16 protein-coding genes are annotated in these 19,347 nt (G+C 53.8%); 5 read left to right on the top strand and 11 right to left on the bottom strand.

Translation table 11 applies throughout. The features are described 5' to 3' along the window. Nucleotides 1–51: 51 nt before the first annotated feature. Nucleotides 52–3,147 (top strand): amino acid adenylation domain-containing protein, encoded by a 3,096-nt coding sequence (locus tag NHG65_RS04585; RefSeq protein WP_499182983.1) that lies wholly within the window; start codon nucleotides 52–54, stop codon nucleotides 3,145–3,147. A gap of 46 nt (nucleotides 3,148–3,193) precedes the next feature. On the opposite strand, the gene NHG65_RS04580 is transcribed toward NHG65_RS04585, so the two are convergent. Continuing rightward, nucleotides 3,194–4,540, bottom strand: a complete 1,347-nt coding sequence (locus NHG65_RS04580; RefSeq protein ID WP_499182982.1) for a condensation domain-containing protein — start codon at nucleotides 4,538–4,540, stop codon at nucleotides 3,194–3,196. Nucleotides 4,541–4,988: 448 nt separating this feature from the next. After that, on the bottom strand, nucleotides 4,989–5,243 hold the full coding sequence (gene bhsA, locus NHG65_RS04575) for a multiple stress resistance protein BhsA (protein WP_099064910.1): 255 nt from the start codon (nucleotides 5,241–5,243) through the stop codon (nucleotides 4,989–4,991). A gap of 304 nt (nucleotides 5,244–5,547) precedes the next feature. On the opposite strand from bhsA, the gene NHG65_RS04570 reads away from it, so the two are divergent. The 3 genes from NHG65_RS04570 to NHG65_RS04560 all read left to right on the top strand — a co-directional run bounded on the left by NHG65_RS04570 (nucleotide 5,548) and on the right by NHG65_RS04560 (nucleotide 8,778). Next, the gene (locus NHG65_RS04570; protein ID WP_261251597.1) at nucleotides 5,548–7,146 is read left to right on the top strand and encodes an ABC transporter substrate-binding protein; all 1,599 of its coding nucleotides are present in this window, start codon (nucleotides 5,548–5,550) and stop codon (nucleotides 7,144–7,146) included. Nucleotides 7,147–7,263: 117 nt separating this feature from the next. Then, the gene (gene cybB, locus NHG65_RS04565; RefSeq protein WP_085115534.1) at nucleotides 7,264–7,788 is read left to right on the top strand and encodes a cytochrome b561; all 525 of its coding nucleotides are present in this window, start codon (nucleotides 7,264–7,266) and stop codon (nucleotides 7,786–7,788) included. Between the two features lie 384 nt (nucleotides 7,789–8,172). Further along, a complete protein-coding gene (locus NHG65_RS04560) occupies nucleotides 8,173–8,778 on the top strand; it encodes a hypothetical protein (RefSeq protein ID WP_499182981.1) in 606 nt (201 codons plus the stop codon). An 82-nt stretch (nucleotides 8,779–8,860) separates the two neighbouring features. On the opposite strand, the gene hxsA is transcribed toward NHG65_RS04560, so the two are convergent. The 9 genes from hxsA to gpt form a co-directional block, all read right to left on the bottom strand. Further along, nucleotides 8,861–9,490, bottom strand: coding sequence for a His-Xaa-Ser repeat protein HxsA (gene hxsA, locus NHG65_RS04555; RefSeq protein WP_499182980.1), 630 nt, complete (start codon nucleotides 9,488–9,490; stop codon nucleotides 8,861–8,863). After that, nucleotides 9,487–10,599: a His-Xaa-Ser system radical SAM maturase HxsC gene (gene hxsC, locus NHG65_RS04550; RefSeq protein WP_499182979.1), complete on the bottom strand. Its 1,113-nt coding sequence runs from the start codon at nucleotides 10,597–10,599 to the stop codon at nucleotides 9,487–9,489. Before hxsC ends, hxsA begins: the two co-directional genes overlap by 4 nt. Next, nucleotides 10,592–11,986, bottom strand: a complete 1,395-nt coding sequence (gene hxsB / locus NHG65_RS04545; RefSeq protein WP_499182978.1) for a His-Xaa-Ser system radical SAM maturase HxsB — start codon at nucleotides 11,984–11,986, stop codon at nucleotides 10,592–10,594. Before hxsB ends, hxsC begins: the two co-directional genes overlap by 8 nt. Continuing rightward, nucleotides 11,983–12,252 carry a His-Xaa-Ser system protein HxsD gene (gene hxsD, locus NHG65_RS04540; RefSeq protein WP_499182977.1) on the bottom strand — a complete coding sequence of 90 codons (270 nt, stop codon included), beginning with the start codon at nucleotides 12,250–12,252 and terminating at the stop codon, nucleotides 11,983–11,985. The genes hxsB and hxsD overlap by 4 nt, the downstream gene beginning before the upstream one ends. A gap of 497 nt (nucleotides 12,253–12,749) precedes the next feature. Beyond that, nucleotides 12,750–14,003: a glutamate-5-semialdehyde dehydrogenase gene (gene proA, locus NHG65_RS04535; protein WP_061806728.1), complete on the bottom strand. Its 1,254-nt coding sequence runs from the start codon at nucleotides 14,001–14,003 to the stop codon at nucleotides 12,750–12,752. 9 nt (nucleotides 14,004–14,012) lie between these two features. After that, nucleotides 14,013–15,116, bottom strand: a complete 1,104-nt coding sequence (gene proB, locus NHG65_RS04530) for a glutamate 5-kinase (protein ID WP_499182976.1) — start codon at nucleotides 15,114–15,116, stop codon at nucleotides 14,013–14,015. A gap of 115 nt (nucleotides 15,117–15,231) precedes the next feature. Beyond that, nucleotides 15,232–15,633, bottom strand: coding sequence for a sigma factor-binding protein Crl (gene crl / locus NHG65_RS04525; RefSeq protein ID WP_262209253.1), 402 nt, complete (start codon nucleotides 15,631–15,633; stop codon nucleotides 15,232–15,234). 59 nt (nucleotides 15,634–15,692) lie between these two features. Continuing rightward, a complete protein-coding gene (frsA, locus tag NHG65_RS04520; RefSeq protein ID WP_261427475.1) occupies nucleotides 15,693–16,940 on the bottom strand; it encodes an esterase FrsA in 1,248 nt (415 codons plus the stop codon). Between the two features lie 144 nt (nucleotides 16,941–17,084). Further along, the gene (gpt, locus tag NHG65_RS04515; RefSeq protein WP_112347789.1) at nucleotides 17,085–17,543 is read right to left on the bottom strand and encodes a xanthine phosphoribosyltransferase; all 459 of its coding nucleotides are present in this window, start codon (nucleotides 17,541–17,543) and stop codon (nucleotides 17,085–17,087) included. Nucleotides 17,544–17,866: 323 nt separating this feature from the next. Here gpt and pepD point away from each other — a divergent pair, with 323 nt between their 5' ends. Continuing rightward, nucleotides 17,867–19,327 (top strand): beta-Ala-His dipeptidase, encoded by a 1,461-nt coding sequence (gene pepD, locus NHG65_RS04510; protein WP_112347790.1) that lies wholly within the window; start codon nucleotides 17,867–17,869, stop codon nucleotides 19,325–19,327. Nucleotides 19,328–19,347: the final 20 nt, after the last annotated feature.

Here is a 19,347-nt window from a genome sequence, read left to right as displayed (position 1 = left end):
CTCACGCGCCCTGCTTTCTTTTTCATTGGTTAGCGACAATAGGGAAATACCATGGAGACACCATTAACCGCGCTGCAGCAGGCTTATCTGCTCGGCCGCAGCGAACAATGGCCGCTCGGCGGCGTGGCAATGCACGACTTTCGCGAATATCGCGGTCTGAAGCTGGATTTGGCCCGGCTGGAAGCCCGACTGAGCGAACTGGTGCAACATTACGCGGCGCTTCGCACCTGCATCGATCCCCAGCGTTTTACTCAGCGGGTACGATCAGAAGCCACTTTGAATCTGGATCGGCACGATCTGCGGGCGCTCGATCCTCAGGCCGCGCAACAACGCCTGACGGCCCTGCGAGAACAGTATTCGCACCAGCGCCACGATCCCGCACAGCCGCTGTGGCGCATTGCCGCCATTCAGTTACCTGTAACGCCAGATGTAACGGGCAATAACTACGACACCGTGATTTTCACCAGCTTCGACGCGCTGATCCTCGACGGTCAGGGCATCTCCACCGTGATCGCCCGGCTGTTTGACAATGCCCCACTGCCGCCAATCGCGCCGACAAGCTCACCGGTCGCCGCCACGGCGGCACAACGCCAGGCCGATGCCGCCTATTGGCAGGCCAAGCTACAGGACATCACCACCCCGTCGGCCTTGCCATGGATCACTCCGCTGGCCAACATCAAATCTTCGCGCTACCGTCGCGCCAACCTGACCCTGCCGCGCGAAGTGCTGAAACAATTTTCACGCCTGGGTTCTGCCCATGCCCTGCTGCGCAACAGCAGCCTTTCGGCGTTGATCCTCGATACGCTGGCGCAATGGACCACCGACGGCGAACTGTGCGTCGGCGTACCCGTGGCATTTCCGGCGGCGGATGGCTCACTCAGTAACGCCTCCACTTTTGTGGCGGTGCGCTATAGCCGCCTGGGCGGCACCTTTGTCAGCCGTGCGCAGGCGCTGCAAGACGATGTGTTGGGCGCGCTCGATCACCTGAAATTTTCCGGCATTGATCTGGCGCGACAGCTACTGAATCACAGCCAGGGATCCCCTGTGCTGCCGGTGATCCTCACCAACTGCCTGGGCTGGGAGACGCTGCCGGCCGATGCGCCGGTGCATTACCATGACGGCGTAACCCAGACGCCGCAGGTGGCGATCGATATCCGGCTGACGCAGGATGCCGACAAAAATCTGCTGCTGTGCGTTGACTACGCCGAGCAGGCGCTGGACGGCGAACAGGTGCAGGCGATGCTGGACGCGCTGCAACGCCGGGTGACGCTGATGTGCCAGGAGGGCGAGTTGGAGATTGCTCCGGCGCAATTTATCGATTACCAGCACTACCGACATAACCACAGCGAGGCAGCATTTACTGCCTATCCGTACCTGACGCAACTGGCTGAGCGCTTGTTTAACGATCCACAGCCACGACCGGCGTTAATCTGCGATCAACAGAGCCTGACTTATCCGCAGCTTGGTCAACAGGTCGGCGCGGTAATGGCCAATCTGCAGCTGCGCGGTTTGGAGCCCGGCAGCGTGCTGGCGCTGTATCTGGCACGCAGCCCGGAACATGTCACTATCTCCTTAGCCTGTGCGCTGCTGGGCGTTATCTGGGTGCCGATCGACATCAACTCGCCGCCGGAGCGCACCGCTTATCTGCTGACCAACTGTCGGCCGGATCTGGTGGTGCATCACGGCGAGCTGGATACGCCGCACGGGGTCACGCCTGCGGAACTGCTCGCCCCGACGGCGGACAATGCGGCACTCCCGGACAGCCAGACGCTGACCGAGCGCAGCGCCAGCACCGAGGCCAGCTATTACCTGTATACCTCCGGCACCACCGGCAAGCCAAAATGCGTGGTACTCAACAACCGCGCCACCGCTAACGTTATCGGCCAGACTCTGCAACGCTGGGCAGTCACCGCCGATGACGTGATGATCTCGGTCACCCCACCGCACCATGACATGTCAATGTTTGATCTGTTCGGCTCGCTCAGCGCCGGTGCGACACTGGTGTTACCGGCAGCACATCAGGAAAAAGACGCCATCAGCTGGAACCAGTTGGTGGAGCGCCATCGCGTTAGCCTGTGGTGTTCGGTTCCCGCCATTCTGGAGATGCTGCTCACCTGCAAAACCGACGACAGCCTGCGCTCACTGCGGTTGGTGGCTCAGGGCGGCGACTACATCAAACCGGCCACGGTGCAGCAACTACGCCGCCTGCGCCCGGATATCAGCCTGTTCTCGCTCGGCGGGCCGACCGAAACCACCATCTGGAGTATCTGGCACCCGATTGCGCCGCAGGACACCGGAACCGTGCCCTATGGTCAGCCACTGCCGGCCAACCAATACTTTATTTGCCATGACGACGGCAGCCACTGCCCGGTCGGCGTGGTTGGCCGCATCCACACTGCGGGGGTGAATCTGGCATTGGGTTATCTGGAAGACGGCGATTTAAAACAGCATGATTTCGTCACGCTGGACGGCCCCGATGGGCAACCGTTGCGCGCCTTCCGTACCGGCGACCAGGGTTACTATCGCCCGGACGGCAACATTCTGTTCGCCAGCCGGGTGAACGGTTACGTGAAAATCCGTGGTGTGCGCGTTTCGCTGCCGGAGATTGAAGATGTACTGCGAGGACACGAGGCGATCCTCGACATCGTGGTGGTGGATTACCCCGGTGGTGATAACGCCGAGGCCACGCTGGGGGCGATGTACCTTACCCACGACGGTAAACCGCTGTCGCTGGCGGCAATCCGCGCCTTCTCAACCGGCTACCTGCCTTGCACTCATATCCCGACGCGCTTTATTCACGCCGAAGCGCTGCCGCTTTCGGGCAATGGCAAGACAGATCGCCACCGCATTCGTGCCGCCTTCAGCGCCGATCGGGCAGCGCCGGGACTCAACGCCTGTGCAGCGCCGTTGCCAAGCGCACCACCGGCCAACAGCGGCAAGATTTTGGCTATCTATTGGCAGACGATCGGCACTACGCCGCGCCCGGAGTGGGGGGAAGAAACTGCCTTTATCAGCATGGGGTTGAAACTGCCGCACATTCGACAGGTGGCTGCACAGCTCAACGAGGCCTTCGGCACCCGTCTGCCGCCCACGCTGCTGATCCCCTGTAAAAATGCCCGGGAGGTTGCAGCGCTGCTGGCGCGTTAACGGTTATTAATCGGGGCGAACATGTTCGCCCCCTACCGGATCGCCATCAGGCGGGCACCGCCACCAGTTCACCGACCGCCGTTTCCAACGCCTCTTCCCGCAACGCACGCAGTAAAAACTCCTGCAAGGCATTGCCGTAGTCGGCAACCCCTGCCGTGGGGAACTGCTGCACGTAAATATCAATATCCAGATACAGATCGCCGGCATCGGTGCGACCACGAAAGGTCAGGTTTGCGCCGTCGCCAGAACCACCGGCCAGTACCCGACGCGTGCTGGTGCAACCGCTGAAACCGGCTGGATCAAACGGCTGGACGTTAATAAACGGGGAGATAAATAAACGAGAAGCGGGTGTCACACCACGATCGGCGGCTATCTGCCGCAGCCGGTAAGCGGCATGGCTGCGCAGCTCGCGCAGTGTTTGTGCCATCTCAGACAGAAAACGCCCCAGCGTCTCCTCCCCGCGCAGTGATACCAAAAACGGCAAGGTATTCACCGCCAGCGCCGGGGTATTGGTCGCCTGGCTACTGCGGCGGTTCATCACCGGCATCCATAGGGTGCGCGTATCGCCTTTATCATGCGGCAACGGCGGTAAGGTAAAGAACAACCAGGCGGCGGACAGCGCCAACAGCAGATCGGGCCAGCCGATACCGCTACGCTCCGATAACTCACGCAGCCGCTGCGAGATCTCTTCCGGCAGTGCGGTGCTGGTGCTCAGGCATTTCACGCCGTATTGCCGACCGCCCTTGCGCACCGTCGGCAAGGTCTGCGACGGCGGCAGATAGCGCTGCCAAAAATGCCGATCCTTTGAGCAGCGTTCAGAGGCGGCATAGGCCAATTCATGATGCTGGAAAGCGCTGAAGGAGCCCAGCGCCTGCCCCGCCGTGCCGCTGCCAAGAAAGTGCGCGTATAGCGTGGCGCAGCGGTGTTCAACCAGCGCCATCCCGAACCCATCAATCACAATATGGTGAGCGCGCAGATACCAGATAAAGCGCGCTGGCCCCAGTTTGAGTAACCACACTGCCGCCACCGGTTGACTGCACAAGTCCATCGGCAGTTCGACATCCGCCTGCATCAGCCGCATCGCGGCCTGATAAGGATCGGGCTGTGCTTGCAGATCAATACGATGCAACTCGGGCACCCACTGAGGATCGTAACGCTGGCGCGGTGGGTGCGCCTCCGCGTCGGCACCAAAGCGCAGTGCAAACGCCTGCGTTTCCGCCATGGTGAGCGTAATTGCACGAGACAGCGCCGACTCGTCCACTGCGCCGCGTAATTCAGTGACGTGGGCGACGGTGGAAAACGGCTGCTCAGGGTGCAGAGTAAATTCTTCCCAGAAGTCTAACTGCGCCGGTGTTAGCGGCAGCCATTCAGTAGCCAAAACAGTTTCCGACATGTTACCTACCTTTGATAAGCCATAAACAAATGTTGAAACAACGGAAGCCAAAACCCCGCCGCCGCAAAGTGCATCTGATAGCGGCCAAAACGGGGTGAATGCCGGACACGGCTGAACGGCCAACTCGCGGCAGCCCGGCGTGAACGTTCTTATTGTGGTTGGCGTGCTTGCCCCCCTGGCGCACGTAGTGACTGGACGGCATCGCCTATTCAAACGGCCACCGCAGCGCACTGAAGATGTTTCGATTCAGTTACAAATGAAAATGATAATAACACTTATTATCATTTTCATGAATATAGAATAACCTGCTCATACCGCAAGGAAGGAACGAACAAAGAGAGAATGTGGCGGCAATAACGCCGTTAAGGAGAGGGAAAGAAGCCTAAAAACGGGGTTGTTGGGGCGGCAGTGGCGAGTACCGCCCCGATTGAACGCAATGTCGCGACCATTATTGGTAAATCACCGCCACGCCGTGCAGTTTGTTGCCCCCGCTGGCAGCAATAATGCGGTAGGAACTGGCCCCGGCCTCGTCGGCTTTTTTCGCCAATTTGTTCTCCAGACCGGAGAGCGTCAGCGCACCGCTGGCGGATACCACACCGATTTTGGTCAGCCCCTGCTCAGAGCTAACGCTGCTGGCCGCAAAGCTGCTGGTTGAAGCCACAGCCAGGAGTAGAGCCGCCATAACATATTTAGTTGCTTTCATAATAACCACCTCGTTGGATTGACCAGACCCGATTCTGCCTGGTGAGGTGATTCTAAGCGGGGGTTACTGACCCCAAAATGACCCGTTGATAACATTTTTGTCAGACAGCCGAAAAATCGGGGTTATTTACCTAAGCATACAATTTCCCTGGCTAAACTGACGGCGGTGTTAACCTGACGACTCGATCAATCATCAAGCACCAGTTCCCATATCCTCTATCAATCACTTATATTTAAACTGAGGGCTGCCTGAATGCCACAGCGGCGGCAGTGTCCTCATTCAACCTGAGGGAGCCATCCATTTTATGCGTTTAAAACCAAGCACTGTGGGTCTGTTATTGGCGGGAACCGGCCTGTTGACGGCGGGCAATGCCCTGGCCGCCAGCGATACCCTGGTCTACTGCACCGTGGCCTCACCGGAGTCTTTCAACCCGCAGCTTTCCAGCTCCGGTACCACCTTTATCGCCACCTCGCAGGTGCTGTATAACCGCCTGTTGACGCTGCGTGAAAGCGATAAAACCCCCGCTCCCTCACTGGCAACCGAGTGGACCATCAGCCCGGACGGCAAGACCTACACCTTTACACTGCGCAAGGGCGTGAAATTCAACAGCAACAAGTACTTCACCCCAACACGTGACTTTAACGCCGAGGACGTGGTGTTCACCGTGATGCGTCAAAAAGATGCCAATAATCCGTATCACAAGGTGTCCGGCGGCAACTACGAGTACTTTACCGATACCGGGCTGGACAAGCTGATCACCAAAGTGGAAGCGGTGGATAACGACCACGTGCGCTTTACCCTCAGCCAGCCTAACGCCGCGTTTCTGGCGGACTGGACCATGGACTTCGCGTCGATCCTGTCCGCCGAATATGCCGACGCCATGCTGAAAAAAGGCACGCCGGAGTATGTCGACAATTGGCCGATCGGCACTGGTCCATTCGCGCTGCAACAGTACAAACAGGATTCGCTGATCCGCTACATCGCCAACCCGCATTACTGGCAGGGCGAGGTGGCCAGCAAGCACCTTATCTTCTCCATCACGCCGAACCCGCAAACCCGGCTGGCCAAACTGAAAACCAACGAGTGCCAGATCATCCCTGCCCCGCTGGCCGAGCAGTTTGACGCCATCAAGAGCGACAAAAACCTGCAATTGCACGATATCAACGGCCTGAACGTCGGCTATCTGGCATTCAATACCCAGAAGAAACCGTTTGATAATGTGCTGGTACGCCAGGCACTGAGCTATGCGGTGGACAAAAAGGCCATCGTCGCGGCGGTGTTCAAGGAAAGCGGCACCACGGCCAACTCGATCCTGCCGCCGGGTATGCTGGGCTATAACGACAAGCTGCCGGAATACGCTTATAACCCGGAGAAAGCGCGTGAACTGCTCAAACAGGCCGGGCTGGAAAAAGGCTTTGAGACCGACATCTGGTCAATGCCGGTGGCGCGACCTTACAACCCTAATTCACGACGCATCGCCGAGATGATCCAGAGCGACTGGGCGAAAGTGGGCGTGAAAGCCAAAATCGTCACCTGGGAATGGGGCCAATACCTGGCCGGGCTGCGTAAAGGGGAACAGCAAAGCGCGCTGTATGGCTGGATGTCGGATAACGGCGACCCGGACAACTTCGCCACGCTGCTCAACTGCGCTGGCGTACAGACCGGTGCCAACGTGTCCCGCTGGTGCGACAGCAGCTATGACAAGCTGATCCATCAGGCAATTTTGGTCAGTGCCCCGGCCGAACGCGCCAAGCTTTATCAGCAGGCGCAGGTGATTTTTGCCAAACAGGTACCACTGCTGCCATTGGCTAACGGCAAGGTGTTTTACGCCACCCGCAGCAACGTCAGCGGCTATGTAGTTGACGTTAACGGCAGTGACTTCGCCAAAGCCAAGGTCGACTGAGTAACACCAAGCGCCGGATGATATTCACATCCGGCGCTTTCCTCTCTTGTAACATTTGGTTACTCTCATCAGCACTGTGATTTAACATTCGAAGGCAACCCGGTGCAGAACTCTTATATGCCGATGCAGATCCGCCTGCACTGGCTGGTGGCGATCCTGTTGGTCGTGACCTGTACGACGATTGAGCTGAGAGGCTTTAGCGTGCCAGGCACCCCGCTGTGGTACGTGCTGGTGGTGACCCACTTCAGTTGTGGCGTGACGGTATTTGTATTGATGATCGCCCGCCTGTTGCTGCGCTGGCGCCACACCAGCCCCGCCATCAACCCGAAACCGGCTAAATGGCAAACCGGCGCGGCCCATCTGGTGCACAGCCTGATTTATCTGTTGCTGCTGACGCTACCGGTGCTGGGCGTTTATTCCCGCTATCTGGGCGGTAAAGAGTGGTTTCTGTTTGGCCTGCCGATGCCCTTTGCCGAAGTCGCCGACCGGCCACAGGCGCGGATGATTATCGGCTGGCACAAGACGCTGGCAGCCTTCGGCTATTGGCTGATTGGGCTACATGCCGCAGCGGCGCTGTTCCATCACTACCTCGTGAAGGACAATGCGCTGGTGCGTATGCTGCCATGGCTGAAAAAGCCTTAGCTAAAGGTGACAAGACCCCATAGTGTAATAATAAGCATGTATATATAGGCCAATAGATATAATCCATTGGCTTATTGTTTTCATAGTTTATGGCGATTAAAAATAAATTCGCATCCGGCGAGTTGTATCTATTCCGTTTATTGACTAAGGTTATTCATACAAATTATAAGCCCACGGGCTGACGAAGATCCGCAACCAATATTATTAACCACTCATTATATTCATCTTAAAAAACGCCAGTTACTTTTCAGGAGAGCTCTGTCATGCCCTGTGGTCACACAAGGCGATGCGGTGCACCCATGATTTCATTAATTAAATTCCATCGGCTACACACACGGGAAAGTTAATATTACTTTTCCAAACATAAAAGTCAGGAGCAAAGTAATGAAAATAATGACTGGCGTTATTTTACCTACGGTTGCCGCCCTCGCAATGGCGGGTATGGCACATGCAGCAGACAGCAAACAACCGATGACCGGCAAAGAGACGGTTACCCTGGAACACGTGCATGCCGTGCAAGAGAATGGCAGCCCCGCGCCCAAGCACGACGCGGCCTGTATGAAAGAGCTTTCGATGCCGACGTCCAAGTATGTCGGGATGAAAGTCACCAGCGAATATACCGTTAACCCCAGCTCGATGATGATGTCGGCGAAATCGATGCTGCCATCCCCGATGGCTACGCAACCGATGGAACTGACGATTGATTTATCTGCACTCGGCATGGAAGGGGTTTATGCGTTTGGCGCGTTCAAACCAAGTTCTTTACCGCAGGACTATGTTTATTTCACCATCGACAAAGATTTTAAAAACCCGGTCAGCACCTTTATGGTCATTAATAAAGGAAAAGAATATAACTGCGTTATTTCCAGCTCCAACAAGGCGATGACTAAAGAACAACGCAAACATCTTATGGTTAAGAAACAACGGGAATATAGATGGGTAATACTGGGGGCTTCGGGTGGTTTTTACTGCCCTGGCCCCAAATTTTAAAACGTTGTTCAATTACGACTCACCCACAGGTTCAGAGTATCTTGAAGGCCATATCTCCGCAGGGGGCATGGAAAAAATAGAATCACCGTGCCAATACACCAAGTGAATTTAGCAGTTGCGTATCAAGCGTCTCAGATATCGGGAGTGGTAGTCCTTTATTAACTCGGTATGTTCTTATAGAGGACCTTGTCGCCGGTCCCATAACACCATCAATGACGCCGTCATAATAACCTTTATCGAACAACGCGAACTGAACCCTCATTATCAGCCGACGCCGTTTTTCTTTATCAGCTGACACTGTTCCCATTGTTGAGTTTGTGCCAGCTACCCTAGAAGCCCCGGTTGTTGATGATCCATTGCTTGAACTGAGAGAGCGAACAGATGAGGATGTAGTTGAACCAGAGTTCGACGATGAAGACGTTGTACTACGAGTACTCGAAGGCGAGCTTGTCGTTTTTGGATAGTAAGGCGAGCTGTAATAACCGCCACCGGAAGAAGATCGATGTGAACTATGGCTTCTATGAGAGCTATGACTACGATGCCCTGCGATATAGAAAGGAATATCAGTATTCAAAGGAGCCAGAATAAGATCATGCTCGTTTAGGGACATATTTGAGATATCCCCAATCTCTTTAGCCGAGTCGCTTGCCCATACAGAGTTATTTAGAGCAAAAAGTCCTGGGAGTAATGCAGCAAAATTAAATTTTTTCATAATATTGGTCTCGGAGCTTGATGAAATCGTCCTTTTGAAGAGCTGAAATAACCAGCGCAAACAAGCTTTTTACTGCATGGATCACACTCTTCTGGGTAGAAGTTTTTCCAATCAGAAATCGATTGAACAGAGAAATGCCGTAGATCGTCGGGTAGATGACAAAGTGGATAATTAAAAATCAACACATCAAGTCCTGACCTAGATGCTACCGCTACCGACTCTGATAAATAACTAGATAACTCATTGTGCTCGATAAATATTTCAGGCCAGTTCTTTCTTGCCCACCCAATTGGCTCTAGTCCCATAATGGAGATTTGATTCACATTGGAAAAAATGCGGCCAACATACTCAATAATGTGAGGTAGATCTTGATAATTTCCTTTTGTAGGAATTATTCTCAACTCAATATTAATACCCAAATTCCCTGCATTTATCAACCCGCAAACTGTTTCGTTGAAGGCTCCATCACTGCCAACAAGTTGGTCGTGAATTATTTTTCGTGATGAATACAGTGGGATACCAAAAGTGATATTTACGTGTTCACATCGCAACTTCACTTCCCGGGCAAAGGAACTGTCTGCAAATGCTCTCCCATTAGTAAGTACATGCAATGAAGTCTCAGGGGAGTTTTCAACGATAAAATCCAGAAAATCCAGAAAACTAGTACCATACAGTAAAGGCTCGCCACCACTAATTCCCACAACACCATCAAGATTAAATGCAGCAATGGCTAGAGCTGATTGAGTCAGCAACCAATCATCATTACCTTTTTTTGGCGGTTGCGAGCAGAACGTACAAAGATTGTTGCATCGTTCGGTGACAAGAACAGTATTGTGATTAGCTTTACGAGAAAGAATCACCCTGAGCATGTTGCCATTATTAACAATAGCTACATCACCATCCTCAATTGCATTAAAAAGGCTTTTACTCTCAATACAGGCTGCGTAATAAGGAAACAACTCCTTCTCAGACGTGCCTGAGCTTACTAACAAATTAGGTAGGTAGAACCTTGGGTTTTCTGGCTTAGTCTTATATAACTGATAGAATCCCGGGGGCACAATATTTTCACTTTTATATCTAAAAATATCGTTCCTTATCACCTCAGACATAAGCCCATCCCTTCAAAATATCTGCTACATCACCGCCGCCTGCAAGTTTACCCATCAAAAATCTGAACATACCTTTATGGTATTGACAAAACGTTGATTTACTCCTGTCGCCGACAGGCTCTCCTTGCATACTTATGTTTTGGCAGGGATCAGACCCACAGAAGGGTTGATAAGCACAGACATCACACCCAGGTAATGTGAAATTAAATGATGATGCCAAGACTGTTCGATAGTAGTCACTTTTCGAAAATGACATGTTAGTGACTTTACCTGCACTAAAATCTACTTCTCCATTAACCTTCTGCAACATCCGACTCTCATCACTGCCATACACACGGCCATCATAGTTAAAGAGGATACAATTCAGGACAACACCGCTGGGCGATTTCAGATCAGCGTAACCACTGAACCCTGGATTAAAAATTCGCTTCAGATGTATCGCTGCCGAATGTTCAACAACAGGGATCCCATTTTTATTACGTCTTACAATATCTTCTATAAGTTTTTCATAAAACGTATAGTACTCAGCCATAGAGAAAGAAAAATCATCTTTATGTGCAAATCCATACGGGCTTACCGGCCTGACAAAAATATCAGTCAATCCTAATTCTAAGTGAGCATCGATGATAGAAGACGGATTTCTAATAAGCTCTTTCGTCACAGTGGTTACCGTAGATACTCGACTTTTCCCCAACTCGTTCTTAATTCTACGGATACCGTCAACGGCTTTGGAATGTGATTTTCTGCCGGTCAGAATACGATTTTTGTTATGGATGCCCTCACCACCATCCAACGATACAGAGAAAGTAATATTGCGCTCTTTGACCCAAGAGAGAATTGATGGCTCTAACAAGGACAAACTCGTGGCAATCACCATCTCGAAGGCGTCGTCTCCTAGGTCCTGTTCGCACTGCTCGTAGATTGATTTAACAAGGTCAAATCGAAGAAGAGGCTCCCCGCCCTGCACTTCTATTTTGTATGGGGCTGACGATAATCTTTTGATCTTTCTTATTATTATAGGAATTAGGTTCGGATCAAGATCATAATCACTTGCACCAACGGCAGCTCGACTTACCTGGCAATACTTACAGGTATGATCACATCTTAGCGTTGGAACAATCATAAAAATCGGATTTACAGCCAAGTCACTCATAACCCGCTTTGCAAAGCCGGAACTCAAAACTGAAGCTGTAAACGGCTGTTCAGTATCTCCAGAAATGAACAATTTGCTCTCTAAAGAATCATTGAAAACCTGATCCGCAGTGGTCGAATACTCAGCTAGCTGGAAAAAATTTTCAGTGGTAATGAACTTATGAAATCCCGCTAAGTTGCTAATGAAAACCGTATCATCGTTTAACCTGTCAAAGTTGAACGGCATAAGCTTCATTCTGCCAACCTCGCATCTATACTACTCAAGACGTTATCTATAATTGATGATTTGATGTGACCCGTTTTTTTTTGAAGCAACTCCCTAAGTGTGTAGTCATTAAGAAGTCTTTCGAATTCAAATTCTTGGCCTGGCGAGTTTATGGTTATCACCCACTCTGAGCCCTCATCTTCAAGGTGCCACTGTGTGTACGCAGTCATCCAATAGAGTGTGTTTCGGATAACCCATTCCGAACACAGTTTTTTTTCAATCCTTTTTTTCCACATTGACATTACCCAATAATATTAATAGTTTAAAGTGGTTATTATTTCTTATTAAACAAAGAGTAATCTTATTGACATTACTCTACATCATTTTACCCACTCTGCAATAGTTTGTAGTCAAGGTGTGAAGTGTTCGTTAAATCAGTGATGAACTGAATTAGTTTCTTCTAACACCGCCAGTAATATAAAAACCCCATTTAAATATAAAATTATATTTTTATTAATACCAATTATTAGCACGTAAAGCATGATGAATTGAGTGCACACTACCAAAAAATCATTAATATTCATTTGGTATTTTAATTAATACATTTATTTTTTGAATGATTCCGTATTGAAAATAGTTCTGTGATAAATAATTCAATAATAAAAATGGTGTCGACCAACTTTTCATCAACCATAGAAATGCAGGAACTCCCCATCGAACTGAAAACAAAATACAAAAAGGGCACAGTCCAAATGAACTGCGCCCCTGCATTTTTGAAACACCGAACTAAAACTTAGCTACGAACCAAATCATCACCATAACCGATCCACTTGTAGGTGGTCAGTGCATCCAGGCCCATTGGGCCGCGGGCGTGCAGTTTCTGGGTGCTGACGGCCACTTCTGCGCCCAGGCCGAACTGGCCGCCGTCGGTGAAGCGGGTGCTGGCGTTGACGTACACCGCGCTGGAGTCCACCGCACGCACGAAGTGCTCGGCGCTGCTCAGTGAACGGGTGAGGATCGCGTCGGAATGGCTGGTGCCGTGGGTGCGAATATGGTCGATGGCCTGATCGATGTCATCCACCAGCGCCACGTTCAAGTCCAACGACAGCCATTCGTCGTCGTAATCTTCCGCCGCTACCGCCACCACCGTTGCCGGGCCGTCTTGCAACAGCGGCATGGCGTTCTCCGCTGCGTGCAGGGTGACGCCGACCGCCGCCATTCGCGTACTCAAGGCAGGTAAGAACTCTGCGGCGATGTTGCGATTCACCAGCAGCGTCTCCAGCGAGTTACAGGCGCTTGGGCGTTGAATTTTGGCGTTCTCGATCACCGTCAGCGCTTTGTCGAAATCCACGCTGTCATCCACGTAGGTATGGCAAACGCCGATACCGCCGGTGATCACCGGGATGGTCGACTGTTCGCGGCACAGTTTGTGCAGGCCCGCGCCGCCGCGTGGGATCAGCATGTCGACGTAGCGATCCAGGCGCAGCAGTTCATTCACCAGGGCGCGATCCGGGCTTTCAATCGCCTGTACCGCCGCTGCCGGCAGGCCGCACTGTTCCAGCGCCTGCTGTATCACCTTCACCGTCGCCTGATTGGTGTGGTGGGTTTCTTTACCGCCACGCAGGATCACCGCGTTGCCGGTTTTCAGGCACAGGCTGGCGACGTCGATGGTGACGTTTGGCCGTGCTTCATAAATCACGCCAATCACCCCGAGCGGTACCCGGCGGCGTTCCAGCTTCAAGCCACTGTCCAGCAGGCTGCCGTCCAATACGTGGCCGACCGGGTCGTTCAGGCGGCATACCTGACGCACGTCATTGGCGATCGCCGCCAGGCGTGCCGGGGTCAGTAACAGGCGATCGAGCAGCGCTTCGGTCATCCCGCTGGCGCGTGCCTGTTCCATGTCCTGTTCGTTAGCCTGTAAAATCACTTCGCTTTCGGCTTCCAGTCTGTCGGCAATGACCGACAGCACCTGGTTTTTCTTCGCCGTGCTCAGCACCGCCAGTTGCCAGGAGGCCTGCTTGGCGGCCTTCCCCATCTGCTCTAGCATGCTCACTCCTTAGCTGACAATCATATCGTCGCGGTGTACTGCCACCGGGCCGTATTCATAACCGAGAATTTCGCTGATTTCCTGCGAGTGGTGACCGGCAATCATGCGCATCGCGTCGCTGTTATAACGGCTGACGCCGTGCGCCAGATCGCGCCCCGTCAGGTTGTGGATGCGGATCACTTCACCACGGGAGAAATCGCCTTTGACTTCGCGAATGCCCTTCGGCAGCAGTGAACTGCCGCGCGCCATAATGGCGTCGACCGCACCGTCGTCGACGGTGATCTCACCGGCCGGGGGTGCGCCGAAGATCCAGCGTTTGCGGTTTTCCAATGGGGTTTCCAGCGCGTGGAAACGGGTGCCCACCGGTTTGCCCTCAATCACATCACTCACTACGCCCGGCTTGCTGCCGGCCGCGATGATCACGTCGATACCGGCACGGCAGGCCACGTCGGCGGCTTGCAGCTTGGTGCCCATGCCGCCGGTACCCAGGCCGGAGACGCTGTCGCCGGCGATGGCTCGCAGTGCGTCGTCGATGCCGTGCACTTCACGGATCAGCTCTGCCTGCGGGTTATTGCGTGGGTCGGCGGTGTACAGCCCCTGCTGATCGGTCAGCAACAACAGTTTATCGGCCCCGGCCAGGATCGCCGCCAGTGCCGACAGGTTGTCGTTGTCGCCCACCTTGATTTCTGCGGTCGCAACCGCGTCATTCTCATTGATTACCGGCACGATACGGTTGTCCAGCAACGCCGTCATGGTGTCACGCGCGTTGAGGAAGCGTTCGCGGTCTTCCAGATCGGCGCGCGTCAGCAACATCTGCCCGACGTGGATGCCATAGATGGAGAACAGTTGCTCCCACAGTTGGATCAACCGGCTCTGCCCGACCGCCGCCAGTAACTGCTTGGAGGCGATGGTGGCGGGGAGTTCGGGGTAGCCCAAATGCTCGCGCCCGGCGGCAATCGCGCCAGAGGTGACGATAACGATGCGGTGACCCGCTGCATGCTGTTGTGCGCACTGGCGAACCAGTTCGACAATATGGGCACGGTTAAGACGCAGCGATCCGCCGGTCAACACGCTGGTGCCCAATTTCACAACCAGTGTCTGGCTGCCGTTCATAGTGTTTCTGCCGTGTAAGATGAGAAGAATAGTGCAAAGGACTTTGTAACAGGAGAGACGCGTTATGCCAACAGGCACAACGCGAAATCAGCAGAATACTTGCGGTCAAACGGGGTCAGGCGGAAAGTTTAATCAATTTTTCTTTGAAATCAGGGGCCGGTTCAAGCGTCAGCTCCATGGTGGTCAGCAGATCACCCAGACGACGATGGAAATCACGCAGGGTGGTTTCCAGCTTGGTTTTTACTTCAGTATCTTTAATCTTTTCCGGCGTCCACTGCCCTTTCTTATCAAACAGGCCAAACTGATAGGCGTAGGTGAAACGCGTATCTTCAGCATGCAGTTCGATCCACCAACCCCAAAACTCTCGCAGCTCTGGAGCAGGCTTAACATTGACGCAGACGGCTAAACAATCAAAGAAAAAACGGTCGTTCTCACATTGCCCTTCACGCAGATACGGCCCCAAGCTGGCGAAACGTTTCATTAGTCGGCTTTTAGGGTGACCACTCGGTAACGTCATTCTTAAGCTCCTCAATGTAGACCATTCTTTTTAACAAATTGTTAAAATTTAGCAACTATTTAACGCATTTTATCTTTCATCCAATGAGACATTTGCTGCAGCGCCTTGTGAAAACTGCTGTACACCGGCTTGCGCGGTATGGCGATCAATTTGCCGTCCATCGAGGATGAAGCGATCAGCTGCGCCTCTTCTTTCGGGCTGAGCGGATCCTGATCCCAGTAACCGGCCAGCATCGGCGTCGGGCAGCGGCGGCCCAACAGCCCCTGATTTTTCAACGAATAGCTGTTCAGCTCGACCTTCAGCACATGGTCCGAAGCGTTGGCCATGCCCATCCGGCTGGCCAGCACGTCCATATACATGTCCGGCACGTTCTTCTGGGTGTTGATGTCGCACAGCAGGCGATGCACCACCGGCCCCAGGCAGGCCACGCCCCGTAGCCGCTGTGGCTCCAGATAGGCTAACCGGACGGCCACATTGGCACCAAAGCGGAAGCCAAACGCGGTGACGCGCTGATGGTCAATCCACGGCACTGAGGCTAATTGGGTCAGCACCTGCTGATGCAGAAAGCTGGAATCCTGGGTTAGCTTCCACTTATAAGAAGAACCGATGGAAGGCATATCAATGGTCAGCATGGCGATGCCCTGCGGTGCCAGATAATCGCGGAACAGGCGGTGATAGTCGGTCTGCAGGGTATCCAGGCTGCCGCACATAAAGACCGTCGGGAACGGCGCTTCGCCCTTCTCCGGCAAATGCAGGAAGCCGGTAATGCTGCTGCCGCCTTCAATGCGGAATTCCAGCTCTTTCAACTGGTATGGCAATAACAGCGCGGCCTCTTCGTAAGCCCGGTTGGACAACGACTCCGCCTGCTCGGCCAACTCGTCGCCTTTCAGGTGCGGGTAGCCGGCAATGCTGTAAAAGTTGGCGGCGTTAAGCCAGTACTGGCCGCCAATCAGCGGATCCTGTTGTTCCAGCGCACGCTGTTGCCAGAGCATGCCCTGATGCACCCACTCGTAGATCCAGTTGCCGTTACGGTAACCGATCACGGTATCCAGCCATTTGTCGTTGGTGTGTTCCACATCCGCGACCGCAATGCGTGCCAGCACTTCGTTGATTTCGATCGGATCAACACCGCGCCAGGCCCACAACAGCGGGTTGAGCATACGGTACCAATTGCTGACGGTGTCGCCTTCCAGTGTGGAATGCAGATCGGCGCTGACTTTGTTGCGCGCGCGCAGTACCAGAGTTGAGGTCTCAGGGTGTTTAAATGAGGGTTTGAACAGGATTTCAGAAAGGTTGGCTTGTGCCATGGTAACAACAGCCTCCGTAAATCTGGTAATAGGCCGCAAACAGCCTAATCAACTGGAGGTAGTGTACCTAACTCTGGAGCGATAAAGCAAAATAACGCAAACGCCCGGCAGAACCGGGCGTTTTGGTGAAGCAGCGTGGCTAGCTTAACGGCCGCCGATCGGTGGCACGAAGGTCACCGCCATGTCCCATGGCTGCTCGATCCAGGTATCCTGTGGGATATCAACCACATAGTCATCAACCAGCGGGCGACCTGCCGGCTTGGCGAAGATGGTGACGAAATGCGCTTTCGGATACATATCACGGATCGCTTTGGCGGTGCCGCCGGTATCCACCAGATCGTCGATCACGATAAAGCCTTCACCGTCGCCTTCGGCGCGCTTGAGCACTTTCATTTCGCGTTGGTTGTCATGGTCATAGCTGGAGATGCAGACGGTATCTACATGGCGAATACCCAGCTCACGCGCCAGTAACGCTGCCGGTACCAGACCGCCGCGGCTTACGGCAATAATGCCAGTCCATTGTTCAACAGGCAGCAGGCGGTGAGCCAGTTTGCGCGCTTGCATTTGCAGCATGTCCCAGGTAACAACGTATTTTTCGCTCATAGAATGGTGTCCCAGCCAGCAGTGGTGCGGCTTACTCAGTAATCAGGGGAAAAAAGGTTGCGCGAGATTATAAAGACTGGACGCACCAAATACCAGTTGTACCTTGGAAATCATAAGTATTTCGTCTGGTGATTGATGCTGCATAAATGAGCAATGACGCATCAAACTAGTGTGATCAAGCGCTTAAACAGCGCAATACGGCACGGGCACCGCCCGGAAGAAAGTGATATTCTCTGGAGATCGTGCCACGAAGCACAGATGCCCCTAACCCTAACCGAGCGGCATTCCCGCATTGCCGAGAATGCTGTTACAGGAGACTTATAGTGTCTGAATTGTCTCAACTTTCGCCACAGCCGCTGTGGGATATTTTTGCCAAAATCTGCTCTATTCCGCATCCTTCTTATCATGAAGAAGCGCTGGCACAGCACATCCTCGAGTGGGCCAAAGAGAAACACCTGCACGCCGAGCGTGACCATGTAGGCAACATCCTGCTGCGTAAACCTGCCACCAAAGGCATGGAAAACCGCAAACCGGTCGCCCTGCAGGCGCACCTGGATATGGTGCCGCAGAAAAATAACGACACCGTGCACGACTTCGCCAAGGATCCGATCCTGCCGTACATTGACGGCGAGTGGATCAAAGCCCGCGGCACCACGCTGGGTGCCGACAACGGTATCGGTATGGCTTCCGCGCTGGCCGTGCTGGCTGACGACAGCGTCGAGCACGGTCCACTGGAAGTGCTGCTGACCATGACCGAAGAAGCGGGCATGGACGGCGCATTCGGCCTGCAGGCGAACTGGCTGCAGGCGGATATCCTGATCAACACCGACTCCGAAGAGGAAGGCGAGATCTACATGGGTTGCGCCGGGGGTATTGATTTTATCACCACCCTGCCGCTGCAGCGCGAAGCCGTGCCTGCCGGTTATCAAACCCTGAAACTGACGCTCAAAGGCCTGAAAGGCGGCCACTCTGGCGCGGATATCCACGTCGGGCTGGGCAATGCCAACAAACTGCTGGCACGCTTCCTGTTCGATCATAGCGCTGAGCTGAACCTGCGCCTGCTGGATCTGAACGGCGGCACGCTGCGTAATGCTATCCCGCGTGAGGCCTCTGCGGTGGTTGCCGTACCGGCCGAGAAAGCCGATGCGCTGAAAGCGCTGAGCCAGGCGTTCCTGGCGACCCTGCAAAACGAGCTGGCGGCCAAAGAGAAGAACATCACCGTGCTGCTGGAGCCTGTCACCAGCACCTCTCAGGCGATGACTGCCGACAGCCAACAGCGTTTTGTGGCACTGCTGAACGGTACGCCAAACGGTGTGATCCGCATGAGCGACGCGGTGAAAGGCGTGGTGGAAACCTCACTGAACGTGGGCGTGGTTACCACCAGCGACAGCGAAGCAGAAATCATCTGCCTGATCCGCTCGCTGATCGACAGCGGTAAAGACTACGTGGTCGGCATGCTGACCGCACTGGGCCAGTTGGCCAACGCCAAGGTCGCACCAAAAGGCGGCTACCCAGGCTGGCAGCCGGACGCAGACTCACCGGTCATGCATCTGGTGCGCGAGATCTATCAGGACCTGTTCAACAAGACGCCGAACATCATGGTGATCCACGCCGGTCTGGAATGCGGCCTGTTCAAAAAGCCGTACCCGAATATGGATATGGTGTCGATTGGGCCAACCATCACCGGGCCACACTCGCCGGATGAGCAGGTGCATATCGAAAGCGTGGGTCTGTACTGGAAGTTACTGACCGCACTGCTGAAGGCCATCCCAGAGCGCGCGTAATATTACAGATGATTTAGTGA

The organism is Serratia myotis (assembly GCF_027474885.1).
Lineage (GTDB): Bacteria > Pseudomonadota > Gammaproteobacteria > Enterobacterales > Enterobacteriaceae > Serratia > Serratia proteamaculans.
This window is presented reverse-complemented; position numbering and strand designations above follow the sequence as displayed.

Bases quoted from the DNA above. Each gene is read 5' to 3' on its own strand.
- NHG65_RS04585 (WP_499182983.1), top strand. From the start codon at position 52: ATGGAGACACCATTAACCGCGCTGCAGCAGGCTTATCTGCTCGGCCGC.
- NHG65_RS04580 (WP_499182982.1), bottom strand. From the start codon at position 4,540: ATGTCGGAAACTGTTTTGGCTACTGAATGGCTGCCGCTAACACCGGCG.
- bhsA (WP_099064910.1), bottom strand. From the start codon at position 5,243: ATGAAAGCAACTAAATATGTTATGGCGGCTCTACTCCTGGCTGTGGCT.
- NHG65_RS04570 (WP_261251597.1), top strand. From the start codon at position 5,548: ATGCGTTTAAAACCAAGCACTGTGGGTCTGTTATTGGCGGGAACCGGC.
- cybB (WP_085115534.1), top strand. From the start codon at position 7,264: ATGCCGATGCAGATCCGCCTGCACTGGCTGGTGGCGATCCTGTTGGTC.
- NHG65_RS04560 (WP_499182981.1), top strand. From the start codon at position 8,173: ATGAAAATAATGACTGGCGTTATTTTACCTACGGTTGCCGCCCTCGCA.
- hxsA (WP_499182980.1), bottom strand. From the start codon at position 9,490: ATGAAAAAATTTAATTTTGCTGCATTACTCCCAGGACTTTTTGCTCTA.
- hxsC (WP_499182979.1), bottom strand. From the start codon at position 10,599: ATGTCTGAGGTGATAAGGAACGATATTTTTAGATATAAAAGTGAAAAT.
- hxsB (WP_499182978.1), bottom strand. From the start codon at position 11,986: ATGAAGCTTATGCCGTTCAACTTTGACAGGTTAAACGATGATACGGTT.
- hxsD (WP_499182977.1), bottom strand. From the start codon at position 12,252: ATGTGGAAAAAAAGGATTGAAAAAAAACTGTGTTCGGAATGGGTTATC.
- proA (WP_061806728.1), bottom strand. From the start codon at position 14,003: ATGCTAGAGCAGATGGGGAAGGCCGCCAAGCAGGCCTCCTGGCAACTG.
- proB (WP_499182976.1), bottom strand. From the start codon at position 15,116: ATGAACGGCAGCCAGACACTGGTTGTGAAATTGGGCACCAGCGTGTTG.
- crl (WP_262209253.1), bottom strand. From the start codon at position 15,633: ATGACGTTACCGAGTGGTCACCCTAAAAGCCGACTAATGAAACGTTTC.
- frsA (WP_261427475.1), bottom strand. From the start codon at position 16,940: ATGGCACAAGCCAACCTTTCTGAAATCCTGTTCAAACCCTCATTTAAA.
- gpt (WP_112347789.1), bottom strand. From the start codon at position 17,543: ATGAGCGAAAAATACGTTGTTACCTGGGACATGCTGCAAATGCAAGCG.